Consider the following 17,092-nt stretch of genomic DNA (forward strand, 5'->3'; position numbering starts at 1 on the left):
GCTGCAATCGGGACTGTCAGAAATTTTGTGTTCGGGCATAACATGTTGAAAAGGAGCATGTATGCCGACCAAAAAGAAACCGGCCTCGGAGGCCAAAACCCAGCTTCCTTCGATTCCGAAGGAGCTGATCGATCAGTTCGTTAAAGGCCCAATGAGCGCCGAGGCGATTCAGGACGCATCCATGGCGTTCAAAAAGGCGCTTATCGAGCGAGCCCTTGGCGCGGAGCTGGGTCACCACCTTGGCTACCCTCAGGGCGCGGAGCGCCCTGAGGAGTCGAGTAACCAGCGCAACGGCAAAAGCAGCAAGACCGTGCTGACCGATGATGGCCCGCTGCGTCTGGACATTCCTCGGGATCGCGATGGCAGCTTCGCGCCAATGCTGATCCCCAAGCATGAGCGTCGGTTCACGGGCTTCGACGACAAAATCATTGCCATGTACGCCCGTGGCATGACCGTCCGAGAGATCCGGGCATTCCTTTCGGAGCAGTACGGGACCGATGTTTCCCATGATTTCATCAGCTCGGTCACTGACGCAGTGTTGGAGGAAGTGACTGCCTGGCAACAACGCCCGCTTGAGCCGATGTATCCGGTGATTTTCTTCGATGCGCTGCGGGTCAAAATCCGTGAGGAAGGACTGGTTCGCAACAAGGCCATCTACCTGGCTCTGGGCGTGCTGCCGGACGGCACCCGAGACATTTTGGGCATCTGGATTGAGACCACTGAGGGGGCCAAGTTCTGGATGAAGGTCTTCAACGACCTCAAGACCCGTGGCGTTGAGGATGTATTGATCGCGGTAACTGACGGCCTTAAAGGCATGCCAGAAGCCTTGAGTGCGGTGTTTCCGACGACGACCTTGCAGACCTGCATCGTGCACCTGATCCGTAACAGTCTTGATTACGCCTCCTGGGACAAGCGCCGCGAGTTGGCCAAAGCCCTCAAGCCGGTTTATCAGGCGCTTAACGTTGAAGCTGCCGAGCAAGCTCTGGACGCATTTGAAACGGGGCCTTGGGGCAAACAATACCCAACAGTCGTAGCCGCTTGGAGACGTGCCTGGGATCGAGTCATCCCGTTTTTTGTCTTCCCGCCTGCCATCCGAAAAGTGATCTACACCACTAACGCCATCGAGAGCATCAATGCTCAGTTGCGCAAGATCATCAAGACAAGAGGCCACTTCCCGACTGATGATGCAGCGACGAAGCTGATCTGGCTGGCACTGCAAAACATCACGGCCAATTGGGGCAGCGCAGCGCACGACTGGAAGAGCGCAATGAATCAGTTTGCGATTCTTTATGGCGATCGATTTACCAGGTCAAACTGGTGAAATGAGGGCTTGCCTTATGGCAGGCCGTTACCGGCCCGCACACAAAAAATCTGACACTCCCCTGCAATCGAGCATGCAATCGGTCCAAATGAACGGCCTCTCAATCATTCTTCAGAGGCATGATTACTATCAGCCTATTCCCTCTTCCGCCGCTCTAGCCAGCCGATTAGCCTCCCCCGCATTCCTTCTTGTTCAACGAGACCCGTTATGAACCCAACGACTCAGGTGCCCCTTGGTGCCGCCACAATGACCCGAGGCATGGTGCTGCTCTTCGCCTTCTGCTGCGGCGCTATCGTGGCCAACATCTACTACGCCCAGCCGATCATCGGCCTGATCGCGCCGGATATCGGCCTGACCGACACCATGGCCAGCCTGATCGTTTCGCTGACGCAGATTGGTTATGCGCTGGGTCTGTTCTTCCTGGTGCCGCTGGGTGATCTGCTGGAAAACCGCCGCTTGATGATCATCACCACCGTGGTGGCGATTGCCAGTCTGCTGGGCGCGGCATTCACCGATCAGCCGAACGTGTTTCTGCTGATCTCGTTGCTGGTGGGGTTCAGCTCGGTGTCGGTGCAGATCCTGATTCCACTGGCCGCCCACCTGGCGCCGGAAGAATCGCGTGGCCGCGTGGTCGGCGGCATCATGGGCGGTTTGCTGCTGGGGATTCTACTGGCTCGACCAGTGTCCAGCGTAGTAGCCGACCACTTCGGCTGGCGTGCGATGTTCGTAATCGCAGCGGTGTTGATGGCGGCAATCAGTATCGTGCTGGCCCTGACCATTCCCAAGCGCCAGCCCGATCACAGCGCTTCTTATGGCCAGTTGTTGGGTTCGCTCTGGACGCTGTTGCATCAGCAGCCGGTGTTGCGTCAACGCGCGTTTTACCAAGCCTGCATGTTCGCCACCTTCAGCCTGTTCTGGACTGCAGTGCCGCTGGAACTGTCGCGTAATCATGGCTTGTCGCAAACCCAGATCGCGATCTTCGCCCTGGTCGGCGCCATCGGTGCGATTGCCGCTCCTATTGCCGGTCGACTGGCCGATGCCGGCCATACCCGCATCGCCTCGCTGCTGGCCCTGCTATTCGCCAGCCTGAGCTTCCTGCCCGCCTTCATCCATCCGGTTTACAGCGTTATCGGCCTGGCGGTGACGGGTGTAGTGCTGGATTTCTGCGTACAAATGAACATGGTCCTCGGCCAGCGCGAGGTCTACACCCTCGACGCTAAAAGCCGCGGCCGTCTGAATGCGCTGTACATGACCAGCATCTTTGTCGGTGGTGCGTTTGGCTCTTCGGTGGCCAGCGCGGTGTATGAGCATGGTGGCTGGTTGTGGATCGTGATTGTGGGTAGTGCGTTTCCGTTGTTGGCGTTGTTGCGGTTTTTGAGCGTTTCGCAGAGGCATTCGTTGGCGACGGCTTAGGACGCTAAAAGCTTCGCGGGCAAGCCTCGCTCCTACAGGGGTAATGCAAGACATGTAGGGGCGAGGCTTGCCCGCGAAGGCGATTCGACTGATACCACTCAATGCCGAACCAGCTTCTCCATCGCTGCATCCGCGAGAAAGGAGGAGCGGCTTTTGACATTGTGCTCTCGCACATAACGGTCAATGCGCTGGATCACGTAGCCCGGCAGCGTCACGTTGACCTTCTCGGTCTTGCCCAGATACGGTGAGATGTCGAGCTCCAGCATCCCCCAACCCATGTCGGCAAATTCCGGATTCTCGCGGTGCGCAGCCGCTGAGGTCGGCATCGGAATTGACTCCCCGTCTGCCATGATCTCCTGCAGCATGATGTGGGCAATTTCGACCGCCGCGTTGTAAGCATCTTCAAACGTATCCCCGGCCGTAACGGCACCAGGAATATCGGGGATCTGAATACCGATGGCGGTGTTCTCGTCGCCCCACTCGATACAGATTGGGTATTGCATTATGGATCTCCTGCCAAACTGGCTCCCGGGCAATAAAGCCCGGCTCGCCTCCTGATGCTTTTGACCGTCCCGATCGGCAAATCCTTCTTCGGATGAGGCACGGGTATCGTGTAAGGGTTGTAACGGTGAGTGAAGATGTGATGACTGCCGGTGACCCGTTCCAATGCCCAGCCCGCCTCTATCAGTTCCTTGATCAATAACCTGCTCTGCACCACCAGCCTCCTTGCTCCGGCCCAAACAAAAATAACCCTAGAGTTACTTTTACTCAAGCACAAAAATCCGGATCACGACGCTCGGTTGTTTTACAGGGTGTTGATTTGAGCGGACCTACGAAGGCGCGGTCGTTTGTCGATTACGTCCAGACTTGCTGGACAGTGAGCCTTAAACAAGCTCTTGTTTCGTTTATTGCGATTTTCGTTTGATTCGAATAGCCTTCCAGCATCGCTACTCAGAATGTTGGAATTTCATTATGTCCTTAATCATCCACCCACCGATCAACCTCCCAATGGCGCGCGAAGTTCAGGCTGCTATCGAAGGCCAGCGAGCTCTCGCTGCCTATCTCGCGACTCAATTCGAAACCCAACGCATCCAGATTTTCGACGAGCAGAATGAAGCTCACAGCGTCGAACTGCCCACTTCAGCCCTTCGATTGCTGGTCGACATCCTCGCTGCATTGGCAGAAGGCAATGCGGTAAAGGTCGTCCCGGTTCATGCGGAACTGACCACCCAGGAAGCGGCGGACTTGCTCAATGTCTCACGCCCGCACCTGATCAAACTGCTGGAGTCCGGCGAGTTGTCCTACCACAAAACCGGCAAGCACCGACGTGTGCGCTTTGCCGATTTGATGGACTATAAGAACCGGCGCGACACCGCCAGCGAGCAAGCAATGACGCTTCTCGCCGAGCAAGCACAAGCGTTAAGGACAGGATACGAGTGAGGCACTCCCCTTTTACCGCTGTATATGACGCATGTGTTTTGTACCCCGCTCCCTTGAGAGACTTTCTGATGTGGCTCGCGCTCTCCGGACGTTTCAGGGCGCGATGGTCACTGGAGATACACAACGAATGGAAGCGCAATCTGCTGAAAAACCGCCCGGACCTGACAATAGAGCAATTGGATCGCACGTCCGACTTGATGGATCAGGCCATACCCGATGCTTGCGTATCCGGTTACGAAAAGCTGATCGAAGGGCTCACCCTACCCGACATCGATGACCGACATGTTCTGGCTGCCGCCATACGCTGCAACGCCAGTGTCATTGTGACTTTTAATCAGAAAGATTTTCCCGATGAAACACTCGGGCCTTTTGGCATCGAGGTGCAGCATCCTGACGAGTTCGTCGATAACCTCTTTGACCTGGACCCGGCAGCGGTTGTCGCGGCAGCACAACGGCAACGCAAACAGCTAAAGATGCCGCCGATGGATGTCGCCACCTATCTTGATCTGCTCTTGCGCCAAGGCCTGATTCAGTCGAGCAAGGCGTTGACCCACTACCGAGCGATTCTTTAATCGCCTCTCACAAACCCCAAAAAGCAAAACGGCGATCCTCAGATCGCCGTTTCTATTCACTGCCCGAATTTTCTGCCTAACCCACCCGGCACGCCATGGATGTCCGTCTCTTCCCACGGCCCATTCGGGCTGATCGAGCGGCTCCAGCCGTTGTTCCAGCGGTAGTAGGTGCGCTGGCGGTAGAAGGTATTGGTCTGATCATCGAGGACGTAAACGCCGAGTTTCGCGTCCCAATGGCTATTGCCACCTGGTGGCGGGGCGAAGCTGGCGGAGGTGCGTGGCATCGGCTTGGACGGCTTGACCGGGGTGCTCGGTTTACTCGGGACCGTCGACGGAGGTGGTTTGGTGCTTGGCCCCGAAGGCGGAATTGGCGGCAGCCGTGTGGGCTCGGGCTGCTGGACCGCACAGGCGCTTAACCCCAAAACCATACTGAGGAGAGTGATACGAGCGATGGCGGTCATGGTGGCGTTTCCTGTTATTTATCCGGGCTGTCGATGGTCAGTTTTTGTTGCGCGGTGGTGCTGGTGGCCAAGGGTTGGCTGCGACCGATCCATTCGCCGGCAGTCGGTTGGCCGGCACGAGAGATGCGCGCAACCAGTTGGACTTCAGGGAAGTTCGACAGTTTCAACTGCGGCATCATCGCATCGGCATCACCCAGTTCGACGGTTGCTGGCAAGTCGGCGACAGTCAGACGCTTGGCGGCCAGCGGCGCGGGCGGGCCGGAGATGGCGCGGGCGAAGATGAACACGCTGTCACCCGGCTGGACCTTGGCTTTGAGCTCTGGCGCCAGATCGACATGCACTTTGAGCAGTGCTGCAGCTTTGGCCGCAGGTGCCTGGGCAACCTTGCCACCACTGGCTTCGAGTTTCTCGGCGGCCCGAGTAATGCCGCCTTGCAGCGCGGCGCGGGATTTATCATCCGGCGGCAGTTGCGCCAGCAGGCGATTCCAGTAGTCGATGGCGTCCTGGTAACGCTCGCCTTCAAAGGCCGCGATGCCCAGCAGACCGAGGCTGGTGACTTCTTTCGGATCAGCTTTCAGCGCTTCGTCGGTCAGGGCCTGGATCTTGTCCGACCACTTCTTGCCGTCGGCGAAATATTGGGCCTGAGCCCATTGACCGAGCAGTTCCGGTTGACGGCCAGCCAGGGCCACTGTGCGTTCGAAGATCTTCGCCGCATCGGCCGGACGGTCCTGAGCCATGTAGGTGCGGCCGAGGAAGTACAGGCCTTCGGCCGAGTCCGGTTGGGCCGCGACCGCACGCTCCAGGCGACGGGTCATCTCTTCCATCGACTGCGGCGCCTGGGCGAACTCGCGGGTCAGCTCGACTTTGTCGCTGGCGCCGAAATGCAGGTACAGCCCAAGGCCCAGCACCGGCACCAGAATCGCCGCCAGCAATGGCAATGGCTTGCCCAGACGCGACACGCGCGGCGCCTCGACGCCCTCGGTGTCGGCGAGCAGTTCACGGGCAGCTTCGGCGCGGCCGGTGTCCATTTGTTCGGCGCTGAGCACGCCCTCTTCCTGCTGAGTCTGCAACTCAGCCACGCGCTCCTGATAAAGCGCGACGTTCAGTGCCGTGCGGTCCTCTTCAAGCTGAGCGCGGCGACCACGCAGAACGGGGATCAGCAGAAAACTCAGGGCAACCAGGAGCAGCAGGCCTGCAGCGAGCCAGAAATCAATCATGCTTGGTTTTATCCAACAGGTGGTCGAGGCGCTCGCGCTCATCAAAAGAAAGCGTGTCCGGGCTGTCTGTGCGTTGCACGCGACGACGGCGGACAATCACGGCGATGATCACAAAACCGCCCAGCAGCAGGCCGGCGGGGCCGAACCAGAGGAGTGCGGTTTTGGCGTTGAGGGCAGGTTTGTAGCGGACGAAGTCACCGTAGCGGTCGACCATGAAATCGATGATTTGCTGGTTGTCCTTGCCCTCGCCGAGCATGCGGAAAATCTCTTTGCGCAGGTCAGCGGCGATCGGTGCGTTGGAATCGGCGATGTCCTGATTCTGGCACTTGGGGCAACGCAGTTCCTTGGTCAGCTCGCGAAAACGCTCACGGTCGCCTTCTTTGGCGAACTCATAGGTGTCGATGGCCGCGTGGGCTACACCGGCCATGCTCAAACCCAGCACCGCGGCGGCAATCCAGCGCTTCATGGCTTGGCCTCATCGACCAGCGCCTGATACTTGGCCGCCAGCTTTTCACGCCAGACTTGTTCGTCGATCACACCGACGAATTTGTCGCGGATGATGCCTTTGGCGTCGATGAAGAAGGTTTCCGGTGCGCCGTACACGCCGAGGTTCAGGCCCAGGGTGCCGGCATCGTCACGGATGTCCAGTTGATACGGGTTGTGGAACTCGGCCAGCCACTTCAAGGCATCGGCGTTGACGTCCTTGTAGTTGACGCCGTAGATCACCACGCCCTTCTCGGCCAGTTTGTTCAGCACCGGGTGCTCGACCCGGCAGGAAATGCACCAGGTGCCCCAGACGTTGACCAATGCCGGTTTACCCAGTAGGTCCGCTTTGGTCAGGGTTTTGTCACCCTGCACCGAGGGCAGCGAAAAATCCGGGAACGGTTTGTTGATCATTGCCGAAGGCAGCTCGGCCGGGTTCAGGTACAGACCCCGATACAGAAAAACAGCAACCACCAGAAAAATCGCCAGTGGCAACAGCATCAACCAACGTCTCATGCGGTGGCTCCCGTCATGCCGAGCGCTTCACGCACGCGGCTTTTTACCTTGACCCGATAACGACGATCCAGCGCCGCCAGCAATCCGCCGAGACCGGTGAGCAACCCACCGAACCAGATCCAGCGCACGAACGGTTTGACGTGTACGCGGACCGCCCAGGCGCCCTCGCCCAGCGGCTCGCCCAATGCGACGTAAAGGTCACGGGTGAAACCGGCGTCGATCCCGGCTTCGGTCATCACCGAGTTCTGCACGGTATACAGGCGTTTTTCCGGGTGCAGCACGCTGATTTCCTTGCCATCGCGGATCACCCGGATGGTGCCTTTGTCGGACGTGAAGTTCGGTCCTTCGAAGTGCTTGGCGCCTTCGAACACAAATTGATAACCGGCCAGGCTCATGGACTCACCCGGCGCCAGGCGCAGATCGCGCTCGGCACTGTTCTGGCTCGACAACACGACACCCAGCGCGCACACGGCAATGCCCAAATGCGCGATTTGCATGCCCCAATAGCTGCGAGTCAGGGTCGGCAGACCTTTGATCAGGCCCTTGTGGCGAGTCTTGTCGAAGATATCCCGCACACCGGCCAGTAACACCCAGGCAGCCAGCATGAACGTCGCCAGCACTGCCCAGTTGAAATCGCCGTAAGCGACGCCGGCCACCACGGCCAGCGCAGCGCTGCCGAGCAACACCGGGGTCAACATGCTCATCAGCCATTTGACCGGGGTGTCTTTCCAGCGCACCAGCATCCCGACCGCCATCACCACCATCAGCAACGCCATCAATGGAATGAACAACGCGTTGAAGTACGGCGGGCCGACCGACAGTTTGGCGCCGGTCATCGCATCGAGAATCAGCGGGTACAAGGTGCCGAGCAGGATCATCGAAGCGGCCACCACCAGCACCAGGTTATTGCCCAGCAACAGGGTTTCCCGAGACCAGAGGTTGAAGCCGACGTGGCTCTTGACCACCGGAGCGCGCAGGGCAAACAGCGTCAGCGAGCCGCCGACTACGAACAGCAAGAAGATCAGGATGAACACACCGCGCTCAGGATCGGAGGCAAAGGCGTGAACCGAGGTCAGCACGCCGGAACGCACCAGGAAAGTCCCGAGCAAACTCAACGAGAACGCGGCGATGGCCAACAACACCGTCCAGCTCTTGAACACGCCACGTTTTTCCGTGACCGCCAACGAGTGAATCAGCGCCGTGCCCACCAGCCAAGGCATGAAGGACGCGTTTTCCACCGGGTCCCAGAACCACCAGCCGCCCCAGCCGAGTTCGTAGTAGGCCCACCAGGAGCCCAACGTAATACCGATACCGAGGAAAGCCCAGGCGACGATGGTCCACGGACGCGACCAGCGCGCCCACGCCGCGTCGAGACGACCGCCCAGCAGCGCGGCGATGGCAAAGGCAAACGCCACAGAGAAACCGACATAGCCCATGTACAGCATCGGCGGGTGAACGATCAGGCCGATGTCTTGCAGCAGTGGATTGAGGTCGCGCCCATCCGTCGGCATCTGCGGCAGGATTCGGGCGAAAGGGTTAGACGTCAAGATCAGGAACAGCAGGAAACCGGTGCTGATCATGCCCATCACCGCCAGCACCCGGGCCAGCATTACTTGCGGCAATTGCCGGGAGAACACCGACACCGCGAATGTCCAGCCGCCGAGGATCAGTGCCCATAGCAGCAACGAACCTTCGTGAGCCCCCCAGACGGCGCTGAACTTGTAGTACCACGGCAGCGCACTGTTGGAGTTGCTGGCCACATAAGCGACGGAGAAGTCGTCGGCCATGAACGCGTAAGTCAGGCAACCGAAAGCGAACAGCAGAAACGCGAACTGCCCCCACGCGGCCGGCTGGGCCAGGCTCATCCACAAGCGATCGCCGCGCCAGGCGCCGAGCAACGGCACCACGGCCTGCACCAGCGCGAAACACAGCGCCAGGATCATGGCCAGGTGGCCCAATTCGGGGATGAACAGCCCCGAACTATAAAGTGAGGAAGTCATCAGTTAGCCCTCTTTCGCGGGAGTAGGTGCCGACTGGCCGCTATCTTTCAGGGCCTTGGTCACTTCCGGCGGCATGTACTTTTCATCGTGCTTGGCCAGCACTTCATCGGCCACTACCACGCCGTCAGCGTTGAGCTTGCCGAGGGCGACAATGCCCTGCCCTTCGCGGAACAGATCCGGCAGGATGCCGCGATAACTGATGGTTACGGATTTGTTGAAGTCGGTGACGATGAATTTCACGTCCAGGGAATCGCCGGAACGTTGCAGCGAACCTTTCTCCACCATGCCGCCCGCGCGAATACGTGTGTCTTGCGGCGCTTCACCGTTGGCGATCTGGGTCGGGGTGTAGAACAGATTGATGTTCTGCTTCAAGGCGCTCAAGGCCAGGCCAACGGCAGCGCCGACACCGACCAGGATCGCGAAAATGATGATAAGACGCTTTTTACGCAGCGGATTCACTTGCCGTTCTCCCGGCGCAGACGACGCGCCTCTTGTTGCAGATACCGCTTGCGGGCCAGGATCGGCGCCGCCACGTTGAGGGCCAGCACCGCCAGGCTAATGCCATAGGCGGACCAGACATACAGGCCGTGATGGCCCATGGCGAGAAAGTCGCCGAATGAAGCGAAACTCATCGAGCGGCCTCCAGACTGTTCTGCACTTCGGTTTTCACCCAGCTCGCCCGGGCTTCGCGCTTGAGCACTTCAAGGCGCATGCGCAGCAACAGCACCGCGCCGAAGAAACAGTAGAAACCCAGCGCCGTCAGCAGCAGTGGCAGCCACATCTCGGCGGGCATCGCCGGTTTTTCAGTGAGTGTGAAGGTCGCGCCCTGGTGCAGGGTGTTCCACCACTCCACCGAGTATTTGATGATCGGGATGTTGATTACGCCGACGATCGCCAGCACTGCACAGGCCTTGGCGGCACTGTCACGATTGCTGATGGCGTTGCCCAGCGCAATAAGACCGAAGTACAGAAACAGCAGAATAAGCATGGACGTAAGTCGCGCATCCCAGACCCACCACGACCCCCAGGTCGGCTTGCCCCAGATCGCGCCGGTGACCAGCGCCACGGCGGTCATCCAGGCCCCGATCGGCGCGGCGCATTGCAGGGCGACGTCGGCCAGCTTCATCTTCCAGACCAGCCCGACGATGCCGCACACGGCCAGCATCACGTAGATGGACTGCGCCAGCATGGCGGCGGGAACGTGGATATAGATGATCCGAAAACTGTTGCCTTGCTGATAGTCCGGCGGCGCGAAGGCCAGCCCCCAAACCACGCCGACGCTAATCAGCAGCAACGCCGCGACGCTCAGCCACGGCAGCAATTTGCCACTGATGCCGTAAAACCATTTGGGCGAGCCGAGCTTATGAAACCAGGTCCAGTTCATTGCTATTTCCATCACGGGTGCCGCACGTTGTCACGAGCAGCCAGGGTCTTTACTGATCAAATTTTGATCAGACCTCATTATTCGCCGACGCTGATCTTCAGGCCAGCAGCTATTGCAAAAGGTGTCAGGGTTATCGCCAGGGCGGTCAGGCTACCAAGCCACAAGAGATAACCGGTCGCCGGCATGCCCTGCAATGCCGCCTGCAAGGCGCCACTGCCGAGAATCAACACCGGGATGTACAGCGGCAGAATCAACAGCGCCAGTAACAGGCCACCGCGCTTCAATCCTACCGTCAACGCTGCGCCCACCGCACCGAGCAGGCTCAGCACCGGTGTACCCAGCAATAAAGAAAGCAGCAACACCGGCAGACAGGCGGTTGGCAAACCGAGCATCAACGCCAGCAGGGGTGCGAGCAAAACCAGCGCCAGGCCGGAAAAGGCCCAGTGTGCCAGTACCTTGGCCAAAACCAGAATAGGCAGGGGGTGCGGCGAAAGGACCCACTGCTCAAGCGATCCGTCTTCGAAATCACTGCGGAAGAGCCCGTCCAGCGAGAGCAAGACCGATAAAAGTGCTGCCACCCAGACCAGCCCCGGGGACAAGGTTTGCAACAATTGAGTCTCGGGACCGACCGCCAACGGAAACAAAGAGACGACGATGGCGAAGAACACCAGCGGATTCGCCAATTCGGCAGGACGGCGGAACAGCAAACGTGCCTCGCGGGCGACCAACAGGCCGAAAACACTCATACGGCCCAGTTCCCCAAATCAATGTCGCGATAGCCGGCCGGCATCCGGGTCAGCGTGTGGTGAGTGGTCAGGACCACCATGCCGCCCCGCTCGCAGTGCGCAGCCAGGTGTTCTTCGAGTTGCGCCACGCCTTGTTTGTCGAGCGCGGTGAACGGCTCATCGAGGATCCACAGCGGCGGGCTGTCCAGATACAAGCGCGCCAACGCGACGCGGCGTTGTTGCCCGGCGGAGAGCGTGTGGCAGGGAACATCCTCGAAACCGCGCAGCCCCACCGCCGTCAGCGCCTGCCGGATCGCCTCATGGGAGGCCGGTTGATGCAAGGCGCAGAGCCAACTGAGGTTTTCCTCGGGGGTCAGCAAGTCCTTGATGCCCGCGGCATGGCCGATCCACAACAGATTGCGCGCCAGTTCGCTGCGTTGCTCGTGCAGTGGCTGACCGTTTAGCAATACTTGACCGGCAGTCGGGTGCATCAAACCGCATAGCAGACGTAAAAGGCTGGTCTTGCCACTGCCGTTGGGGCCGCTGATTTGCAACATTTCGCCACTGGCCAGTCTCAATTCGAGATTTTCGAAGAGCAGCCGAAGGTCTCGCTCACAAGCGAGGGCAACGGTTTGCAGGACAGGACTGGTCAAGAGATCACGGGCCTTTTGCGGTTCAAGTCGGCGGCAGAGCGGCCGCTAAAGAGATGCAGCATAGATGCATTGGCGGCTTGTTCTAGAGAGCTGCGTCAAACAAATGCAATGTTTTCGCCACTCCCCGAAAGACGGGCGGCATTATACATGCCATGCCCGACTCTAAAGAGTGCATTTTCCTCAGGTTGTGACCGCGTATGACAGGCGAAATGAACATCCTCCCGCTGCCGCAGACCACACCCGCGACTTCACGTCCGCTGGTGGTCAGCGGTGAGTTGCTCAAGCTGCTGACGCCGATGGATGGCCTGATCAGCGCCGGTCAGACTGCCCGGGCCGAAGTGCTGTCGCTCAAGCAGGCGGATCAGACCTTTCAACTGTTGCTCAAGGTCACCCTCGACAACGGGCGCCAAACCACGGTCCAGGCCACCAGTACTCAGCCGTTGCCCCAGGGCACCAGCCTGGCGATCACTCAGCCGTCGGCGGGTAACTTGGCGGTCACGGTGCAACAGGCCATCGCCTCCAGCGTCGCGACCCTGACCCGCATCGACACGGCGCAACTGCCGGTCGGCACCTTGCTGCAAGGCAAAGTACTGACCTCTCAGGTAATGCCACAGGTGCCGGGCCAGCCGACGGTGTTTCGCTCGATGGTGAGCCTGCTCAACACCGCGCTGAGCGGCAGCACGCTAAGCATCGACAGCCCGACGCCACTGCGCATCGGCACTTTGCTGAGCGCCTTGGTGCAGGATACCCAGACCCTGAAATTCGTCCCGTTGAGCAGCCGTCAGGAACAGTTGGCGGTGACGCAACAATTGGTCAGCCAACAAAGTCGCCAAGGCTCTCTGGATGGCTTGCTCAAAGTCCTGCAAAACCTGCCGCCGTCGGATCAGACCTCCAGCAATCTGCGCGCTGTCGTGGACAAGTTGCTCGCCGGCCTGCCAGACGTTCAGCAACTGAGCACGCCCAAAGGCCTGGCCCAGGCGTTGGCCAATAGCGGCCTGTTCCTCGAAGCGAAACTGCTGACTGGCCAAAACCCGACGCTGACGCCAGACATGAAGGGCGACCTGCTCAAGCTGATCGCACAATTGACGCCGGGCCTGCCGGCCAACACCAATCTCAATGCGATCATCGCCGCCAACACCTTGGCCCAGGCGCTGCCGAGTTTCGTGCGCAGCGCTCTCGGCATGCTGGGGCAAGTCAGCGCCAAACCGCTGCCGACCAGTTTCCCGCTCCCCGAGCGCCTGCTGCAAAGTCAGGACGGTGAAGGCGATCTGGAGCACTTGCTGCGTTTGGCAGCGGCGGCCGTTTCACGCCTGCAGAGTCATCAACTGTCGAGCCTGGAGCAGACCGGCCTCACCGACGACGGTCGCCTGCTCAGCACCTGGCAACTGGAAATCCCCATGCGCAACCTGCAGGACATCGTGCCGTTGCAGGTCAAATTCCAGCGCGAAGAAGCACCCGAGAAAGAACAACCGCACGAACGCCGCGACGAACGCGAGCCGAAGCAACAATTGTGGCGAGTCGATCTGGCGTTCGACATGGAGCCATTAGGGCCGTTGCAGATTCAGGCCCAGTTGATCAAAGGCAGCCTCTCCAGTCAGCTGTGGGCCGAGCGGCCGTACACCGCGAGCCTGATCGAAAGCAATCTGGCCGGGCTGCGCGAACGCCTGCTGGCGTCGGGCCTGAACGTCGGCGATCTGGATTGCCACCTTGGCACACCGCCACAAGGTCCTCAAACCCGCCTCGAACAACGCTGGGTCGACGAAACCGCATGAACGAATCCACCGCACCGCGCCAGGCCATCGCCCTCAAATACGACGGCACCCACGCCCCTACCCTCACGGCAAAAGGTGATGAGGAACTGGCGGAAGCCATTCTGCAGATTGCCCGCGATTATGAAGTGCCAATCTATGAAAACGCCGAACTGGTGAAACTGCTGGCGCGGATGGAATTGGGGGACAGCATTCCCGAGGAGCTGTACCGCACGATTGCGGAGATCATCGCGTTTGCGTGGAATTTGAAGGGTAAGTTTCCCGAGGGGCGGGATCCAGATGCTGCGATGGTGGAGAAGGACATCACCGACCGCGGGGATGATTATTGAGGTTTCGAAGACGCCATCGCGGGCAAGCCCGCTCCCACAGGGATAGGTAGTGGACACAAAATGTGTGAACGCAGCCAATCCAATGTGGAAGCGGGCTTGCCCGCGATAGCGATCTAAACCACGCCGCAAGAATCAGTTCTTGTGCAACTTACTCATCAACTCCGCCTCAGCCTGGGTCAATCCGCAAGACTGAGTCAGTTCATCGACGCTGGCCCCCATCCCCACCAGGCGTGCTGCCTGAGCGAATGAAAGGCTCGACGGATCACGCTGCTCCAGCTGAGCCAGTTTGTCCGGCAACGGCCCGACGACGGCGCGCAGTTCGTGCAGGTCTTCACCCATGCGCACGTTGCCGTTCTGGTAGTCGTCGACGCGTTTGGCCAGGTCCTTGATGCGCTGATCGCGCAGCGCATCGCCCTCGGCCTGTTGCGCGGCGATCTGCCGCTGAGCGCGGATGTACGACAGGAACATCGCCAGCGTGCCTGCCCACAAGACGAACAGGACAATCACAGCCACCTCAAGAATCAATCAGATACTCTCCAGTTCCGACCATTCTTCTTCGCTCATCATCTTGTCCAGTTCGACCAGAATCAGCAGTTCGTTGTTCTTGTTGCACACGCCTTGAATGAACTTGGCGGACTCTTCGTTACCGACGTTCGGCGCGGTCTCGATTTCCGACTGACGCAGGTAAACCACTTCAGCCACGCTGTCGACCATGATCCCGACCACTTGCTTGTCGGCTTCGATGATGACGATGCGGGTGTTGTCGCTGATCTCGGCATTCATCAGGCCGAAGCGCTGACGGGTGTCGATTACGGTGACCACGTTACCGCGCAGGTTGATGATGCCCAGCACGTAGCTCGGAGCACCCGGGACCGGGGCGATTTCGGTGTATCGCAGGACTTCCTGAACGCGCATCACGTTGATGCCGTAGGTTTCGTTGTCCAGCTTGAAGGTTACCCATTGCAGGATCGGATCTTCAGAACCTTTTGCATTCGTCGCTTGATTACTCATACCCTGACCCCTCGAAAAACCGCTTCTGGCGGCGTGTGTTCTGTGTGGCGGCATTCAACAATGCCGTCGCATGATTGTTATGTCGGCTGCTATGTCGATTTGTGTAGCGGCTTGCTGCCGCCCATGTGCTTTGCCCCGCCACTGGCGATCAACTCGGCCAATGCGGAGACGTCCAGCAATGCACACATGTGCTCAATCACCGTGCCGGCAAGCCATGGCCGCTGACCTCGATGACTTCTCCATTTGATTTCGTTCGGGTCCAGGCGCAATGAGCGGCTGACCTGATGCACCGCCAGCCCCCACTCGTAGCCCTGCACCGAAATGACGTATTGCAGGCCCTGGCGGAAATCGTCGCGGTAGCGGTCGGGCATGACCCAGCGCGCAGTATCCAGGACTTTCAGATTGCCGGCCTGACTCGGCAGGATCCCGAGGAACCATTCCGGCTGACCGAACAGCGGCGTCAGCTCGTGACCGGCCAGCGAGTAGATCGAGCCCAGGCACACCAGCGGCACCGCCAGGGTCAAACCGGCGACATCGAACAGCAGGCATTCGAACGGCTCGGCAGCCCACGACGGTCGACCGTCGGTTTCCACCGGCGGCGGCGTATTGCTCGGCGGCAGATGGACTTCGACCACCGGCGGCACGAGGGTTTGCAGCAACGGTGCGAGGGTCGACACCGGCGCCAGAATCGGTGCCGGTGCTTCTTCGGTCACCACCGGAACTTTTGCGACCGGAGCAACCAATGGCGCTGCGACGGGCGCAGCGGCCACAACAGACTTCTGCGCATCACGCGCCTGCTCTTCAAGCACTGCGGCCTGGAACTCGTCCAGTGCCGCTTCGACCTCGATCGTTTCAACGACCTCAATGACTGCAGCCACCGCTTCGACTTCCAGCGGCAACTCTTCAGTCGCCTCCATCAGCAGGTTGTCCAGATAAGACTGGAGCGCCAATTGCGGACGCGAAGTGGTTTTCACCGGCCGATTCATCTCAGGCCACCTGCGGAACGAGTTGTGCCGCCAGCAAATGCTTGAGCAATGCGCGATACGCCAGAACGCCGCGGCTCTTGCCGTCGAATTGCGAAGGCGTCAGCCCGGCCCGGCTCGCATCGCGCAGGCGCGTGTCGATTGGAATGTAGCCCTGCCAGATTTCCTCCGGGTATTTGTCGCGCAACACCCGAAGGGTGCCGAGGGACGCCTGGGTGCGGCGGTCGAACAGGGTTGGAATGATGGTGAACGGCAACGCCACTTTGCGTGAGCGGTTGATCATCGCCAAGGTGTTGACCATGCGCTCCAGGCCTTTGACGGCCAGATGCTCGGTCTGCACCGGAATCACCAACTGCTGGCTGGCCGCCAATGCATTGACCATCAGCACGCCGAGCAAAGGCGGGCTGTCGATCACAGCGTAATCGAAGTCCTGCCACAACTGCGCCAGGCTCTTGGCGATCACCAGGCCCAAACCACTCTGCCCCGGCGACTGGCGCTCAAGGGTTGCCAGCGCGGTGCTCGATGGCAACAGGGAAATGCGTTCGTCACTGGTGGGCATCAGCAACTGACCGGGCAAGCCTTGCGGCACGCTGCCCTTGTGCAAAAACAGGTCGTAGCTGCTGTGTTCCAGGCTGTCGGGGTCGTAACCGAAGTAGCTGGTCATGGAGCCGTGGGGGTCGAGATCGACCACAACCACGCGCTTGCCCGCCTCAGCCAGCAAACCGGCTAAAGCGATGGAGGAAGTGGTTTTACCGACACCACCCTTTTGATTGGCGACTGCCCAGACTCTCATTCGGATTGTTCCTCCCGGTCGA

22 protein-coding genes are annotated in these 17,092 nt (G+C 59.7%); 6 read left to right on the forward strand and 16 right to left on the reverse strand.

Going from position 1 to position 17,092, the window contains the following annotated elements; genetic code table 11:
• Nucleotides 1-61 precede the first annotated feature (61 nt).
• Together PSH88_RS21860 and PSH88_RS21865 are read left to right on the forward strand one after the other, a co-directional pair.
• Nucleotides 62-1,321: an IS256 family transposase gene (locus PSH88_RS21860; protein WP_305422598.1), complete on the forward strand. Its 1,260-nt coding sequence runs from the start codon at nt 62-64 to the stop codon at nt 1,319-1,321.
• Between the two features lie 207 nt (nt 1,322-1,528).
• The gene (locus tag PSH88_RS21865; RefSeq protein ID WP_305422601.1) at nt 1,529-2,734 is read left to right on the forward strand and encodes an MFS transporter; all 1,206 of its coding nucleotides are present in this window, start codon (nt 1,529-1,531) and stop codon (nt 2,732-2,734) included.
• Nucleotides 2,735-2,832: 98 nt separating this feature from the next.
• On the opposite strand, the gene PSH88_RS21870 is transcribed toward PSH88_RS21865, so the two are convergent.
• Together PSH88_RS21870 and PSH88_RS21875 are read right to left on the reverse strand one after the other, a co-directional pair.
• Nucleotides 2,833-3,237, reverse strand: a complete 405-nt coding sequence (locus PSH88_RS21870) for a type II toxin-antitoxin system HicB family antitoxin (protein WP_008014960.1) — start codon at nt 3,235-3,237, stop codon at nt 2,833-2,835.
• Nucleotides 3,237-3,449, reverse strand: coding sequence for a type II toxin-antitoxin system HicA family toxin (locus tag PSH88_RS21875; protein ID WP_305427039.1), 213 nt, complete (start codon nt 3,447-3,449; stop codon nt 3,237-3,239). The genes PSH88_RS21870 and PSH88_RS21875 overlap by 1 nt, the downstream gene beginning before the upstream one ends.
• A gap of 257 nt (nt 3,450-3,706) precedes the next feature.
• Between PSH88_RS21875 and PSH88_RS21880 the strand changes: the two genes are divergently transcribed.
• Nucleotides 3,707-4,174: a helix-turn-helix domain-containing protein gene (locus PSH88_RS21880; RefSeq protein WP_305422604.1), complete on the forward strand. Its 468-nt coding sequence runs from the start codon at nt 3,707-3,709 to the stop codon at nt 4,172-4,174.
• Nucleotides 4,171-4,746 (forward strand): PIN domain-containing protein, encoded by a 576-nt coding sequence (locus tag PSH88_RS21885; protein WP_305422606.1) that lies wholly within the window; start codon nt 4,171-4,173, stop codon nt 4,744-4,746. Before PSH88_RS21880 ends, PSH88_RS21885 begins: the two co-directional genes overlap by 4 nt.
• A gap of 56 nt (nt 4,747-4,802) precedes the next feature.
• On the opposite strand, the gene PSH88_RS21890 is transcribed toward PSH88_RS21885, so the two are convergent.
• From PSH88_RS21890 to ccmA, 10 genes are all read right to left on the reverse strand, one after another.
• The gene (locus tag PSH88_RS21890; RefSeq protein ID WP_305422608.1) at nt 4,803-5,207 is read right to left on the reverse strand and encodes a hypothetical protein; all 405 of its coding nucleotides are present in this window, start codon (nt 5,205-5,207) and stop codon (nt 4,803-4,805) included.
• 14 nt (nt 5,208-5,221) lie between these two features.
• Nucleotides 5,222-6,424, reverse strand: coding sequence for a c-type cytochrome biogenesis protein CcmI (gene ccmI, locus PSH88_RS21895; protein WP_305483375.1), 1,203 nt, complete (start codon nt 6,422-6,424; stop codon nt 5,222-5,224).
• Complete coding sequence (locus PSH88_RS21900) at nt 6,417-6,890, reverse strand: cytochrome c-type biogenesis protein (RefSeq protein ID WP_305422609.1); 474 nt, start codon at nt 6,888-6,890, stop codon at nt 6,417-6,419. The genes ccmI and PSH88_RS21900 overlap by 8 nt, the downstream gene beginning before the upstream one ends.
• Entirely contained in the window at nt 6,887-7,423 is a 537-nt protein-coding gene (locus PSH88_RS21905; RefSeq protein ID WP_305422611.1) for a DsbE family thiol:disulfide interchange protein, read from the reverse strand. The genes PSH88_RS21900 and PSH88_RS21905 overlap by 4 nt, the downstream gene beginning before the upstream one ends.
• Entirely contained in the window at nt 7,420-9,423 is a 2,004-nt protein-coding gene (locus tag PSH88_RS21910; protein WP_305422613.1) for a heme lyase CcmF/NrfE family subunit, read from the reverse strand. The genes PSH88_RS21905 and PSH88_RS21910 overlap by 4 nt, the downstream gene beginning before the upstream one ends.
• Nucleotides 9,424-9,426: 3 nt before the next feature.
• Nucleotides 9,427-9,882: a cytochrome c maturation protein CcmE gene (gene ccmE / locus PSH88_RS21915; protein ID WP_038979631.1), complete on the reverse strand. Its 456-nt coding sequence runs from the start codon at nt 9,880-9,882 to the stop codon at nt 9,427-9,429.
• Complete coding sequence (ccmD, locus tag PSH88_RS21920; RefSeq protein ID WP_007894243.1) at nt 9,879-10,055, reverse strand: heme exporter protein CcmD; 177 nt, start codon at nt 10,053-10,055, stop codon at nt 9,879-9,881. Before ccmD ends, ccmE begins: the two co-directional genes overlap by 4 nt.
• Entirely contained in the window at nt 10,052-10,807 is a 756-nt protein-coding gene (locus PSH88_RS21925; RefSeq protein ID WP_305422615.1) for a heme ABC transporter permease, read from the reverse strand. Before PSH88_RS21925 ends, ccmD begins: the two co-directional genes overlap by 4 nt.
• Before the next feature lie 77 nt (nt 10,808-10,884).
• The gene (gene ccmB, locus PSH88_RS21930) at nt 10,885-11,553 is read right to left on the reverse strand and encodes a heme exporter protein CcmB (protein WP_305422616.1); all 669 of its coding nucleotides are present in this window, start codon (nt 11,551-11,553) and stop codon (nt 10,885-10,887) included.
• On the reverse strand, nt 11,550-12,185 hold the full coding sequence (gene ccmA, locus PSH88_RS21935; RefSeq protein ID WP_305422617.1) for a cytochrome c biogenesis heme-transporting ATPase CcmA: 636 nt from the start codon (nt 12,183-12,185) through the stop codon (nt 11,550-11,552). The genes ccmB and ccmA overlap by 4 nt, the downstream gene beginning before the upstream one ends.
• Nucleotides 12,186-12,382: 197 nt before the next feature.
• Here ccmA and fliK point away from each other — a divergent pair, with 197 nt between their 5' ends.
• Nucleotides 12,383-13,957 carry a flagellar hook-length control protein FliK gene (fliK, locus tag PSH88_RS21940; RefSeq protein WP_305483376.1) on the forward strand — a complete coding sequence of 525 codons (1,575 nt, stop codon included), beginning with the start codon at nt 12,383-12,385 and terminating at the stop codon, nt 13,955-13,957.
• Nucleotides 13,954-14,283, forward strand: coding sequence for an EscU/YscU/HrcU family type III secretion system export apparatus switch protein (locus tag PSH88_RS21945; protein WP_305483377.1), 330 nt, complete (start codon nt 13,954-13,956; stop codon nt 14,281-14,283). The genes fliK and PSH88_RS21945 overlap by 4 nt, the downstream gene beginning before the upstream one ends.
• Nucleotides 14,284-14,415: 132 nt before the next feature.
• On the opposite strand, the gene PSH88_RS21950 is transcribed toward PSH88_RS21945, so the two are convergent.
• From PSH88_RS21950 to PSH88_RS21965, 4 genes are all read right to left on the reverse strand, one after another.
• Complete coding sequence (locus PSH88_RS21950) at nt 14,416-14,808, reverse strand: DUF2802 domain-containing protein (RefSeq protein ID WP_305422618.1); 393 nt, start codon at nt 14,806-14,808, stop codon at nt 14,416-14,418.
• Entirely contained in the window at nt 14,809-15,294 is a 486-nt protein-coding gene (locus PSH88_RS21955; protein ID WP_007894224.1) for a chemotaxis protein CheW, read from the reverse strand.
• Between the two features lie 89 nt (nt 15,295-15,383).
• Nucleotides 15,384-16,280, reverse strand: a complete 897-nt coding sequence (locus PSH88_RS21960) for a CheW domain-containing protein (protein WP_305422619.1) — start codon at nt 16,278-16,280, stop codon at nt 15,384-15,386.
• Between the two features lies 1 nt (nt 16,281).
• Entirely contained in the window at nt 16,282-17,070 is a 789-nt protein-coding gene (locus tag PSH88_RS21965) for a ParA family protein (protein WP_305422620.1), read from the reverse strand.
• Between the last annotated feature and the right edge of the window lie 22 nt (nt 17,071-17,092).

The organism is Pseudomonas wuhanensis, assembly GCF_030687395.1.
GTDB lineage: Bacteria > Pseudomonadota > Gammaproteobacteria > Pseudomonadales > Pseudomonadaceae > Aquipseudomonas > Aquipseudomonas wuhanensis.

Bases quoted from the DNA above. Each gene is read 5' to 3' on its own strand.
- PSH88_RS21860 (WP_305422598.1), top strand. From the start codon at position 62: ATGCCGACCAAAAAGAAACCGGCCTCGGAGGCCAAAACCCAGCTTCCT.
- PSH88_RS21865 (WP_305422601.1), top strand. From the start codon at position 1,529: ATGAACCCAACGACTCAGGTGCCCCTTGGTGCCGCCACAATGACCCGA.
- PSH88_RS21870 (WP_008014960.1), bottom strand. From the start codon at position 3,237: ATGCAATACCCAATCTGTATCGAGTGGGGCGACGAGAACACCGCCATC.
- PSH88_RS21880 (WP_305422604.1), top strand. From the start codon at position 3,707: ATGTCCTTAATCATCCACCCACCGATCAACCTCCCAATGGCGCGCGAA.
- PSH88_RS21890 (WP_305422608.1), bottom strand. From the start codon at position 5,207: ATGACCGCCATCGCTCGTATCACTCTCCTCAGTATGGTTTTGGGGTTA.
- ccmI (WP_305483375.1), bottom strand. From the start codon at position 6,424: ATGATTGATTTCTGGCTCGCTGCAGGCCTGCTGCTCCTGGTTGCCCTG.
- PSH88_RS21900 (WP_305422609.1), bottom strand. From the start codon at position 6,890: ATGAAGCGCTGGATTGCCGCCGCGGTGCTGGGTTTGAGCATGGCCGGT.
- PSH88_RS21905 (WP_305422611.1), bottom strand. From the start codon at position 7,423: ATGAGACGTTGGTTGATGCTGTTGCCACTGGCGATTTTTCTGGTGGTT.
- PSH88_RS21910 (WP_305422613.1), bottom strand. From the start codon at position 9,423: ATGACTTCCTCACTTTATAGTTCGGGGCTGTTCATCCCCGAATTGGGC.
- ccmD (WP_007894243.1), bottom strand. From the start codon at position 10,055: ATGAGTTTCGCTTCATTCGGCGACTTTCTCGCCATGGGCCATCACGGC.
- PSH88_RS21925 (WP_305422615.1), bottom strand. From the start codon at position 10,807: ATGAACTGGACCTGGTTTCATAAGCTCGGCTCGCCCAAATGGTTTTAC.
- ccmB (WP_305422616.1), bottom strand. From the start codon at position 11,553: ATGAGTGTTTTCGGCCTGTTGGTCGCCCGCGAGGCACGTTTGCTGTTC.
- fliK (WP_305483376.1), top strand. From the start codon at position 12,383: ATGACAGGCGAAATGAACATCCTCCCGCTGCCGCAGACCACACCCGCG.
- PSH88_RS21945 (WP_305483377.1), top strand. From the start codon at position 13,954: ATGAACGAATCCACCGCACCGCGCCAGGCCATCGCCCTCAAATACGAC.
- PSH88_RS21955 (WP_007894224.1), bottom strand. From the start codon at position 15,294: ATGAGTAATCAAGCGACGAATGCAAAAGGTTCTGAAGATCCGATCCTG.
- PSH88_RS21960 (WP_305422619.1), bottom strand. From the start codon at position 16,280: ATGAATCGGCCGGTGAAAACCACTTCGCGTCCGCAATTGGCGCTCCAG.
- PSH88_RS21965 (WP_305422620.1), bottom strand. From the start codon at position 17,070: ATGAGAGTCTGGGCAGTCGCCAATCAAAAGGGTGGTGTCGGTAAAACC.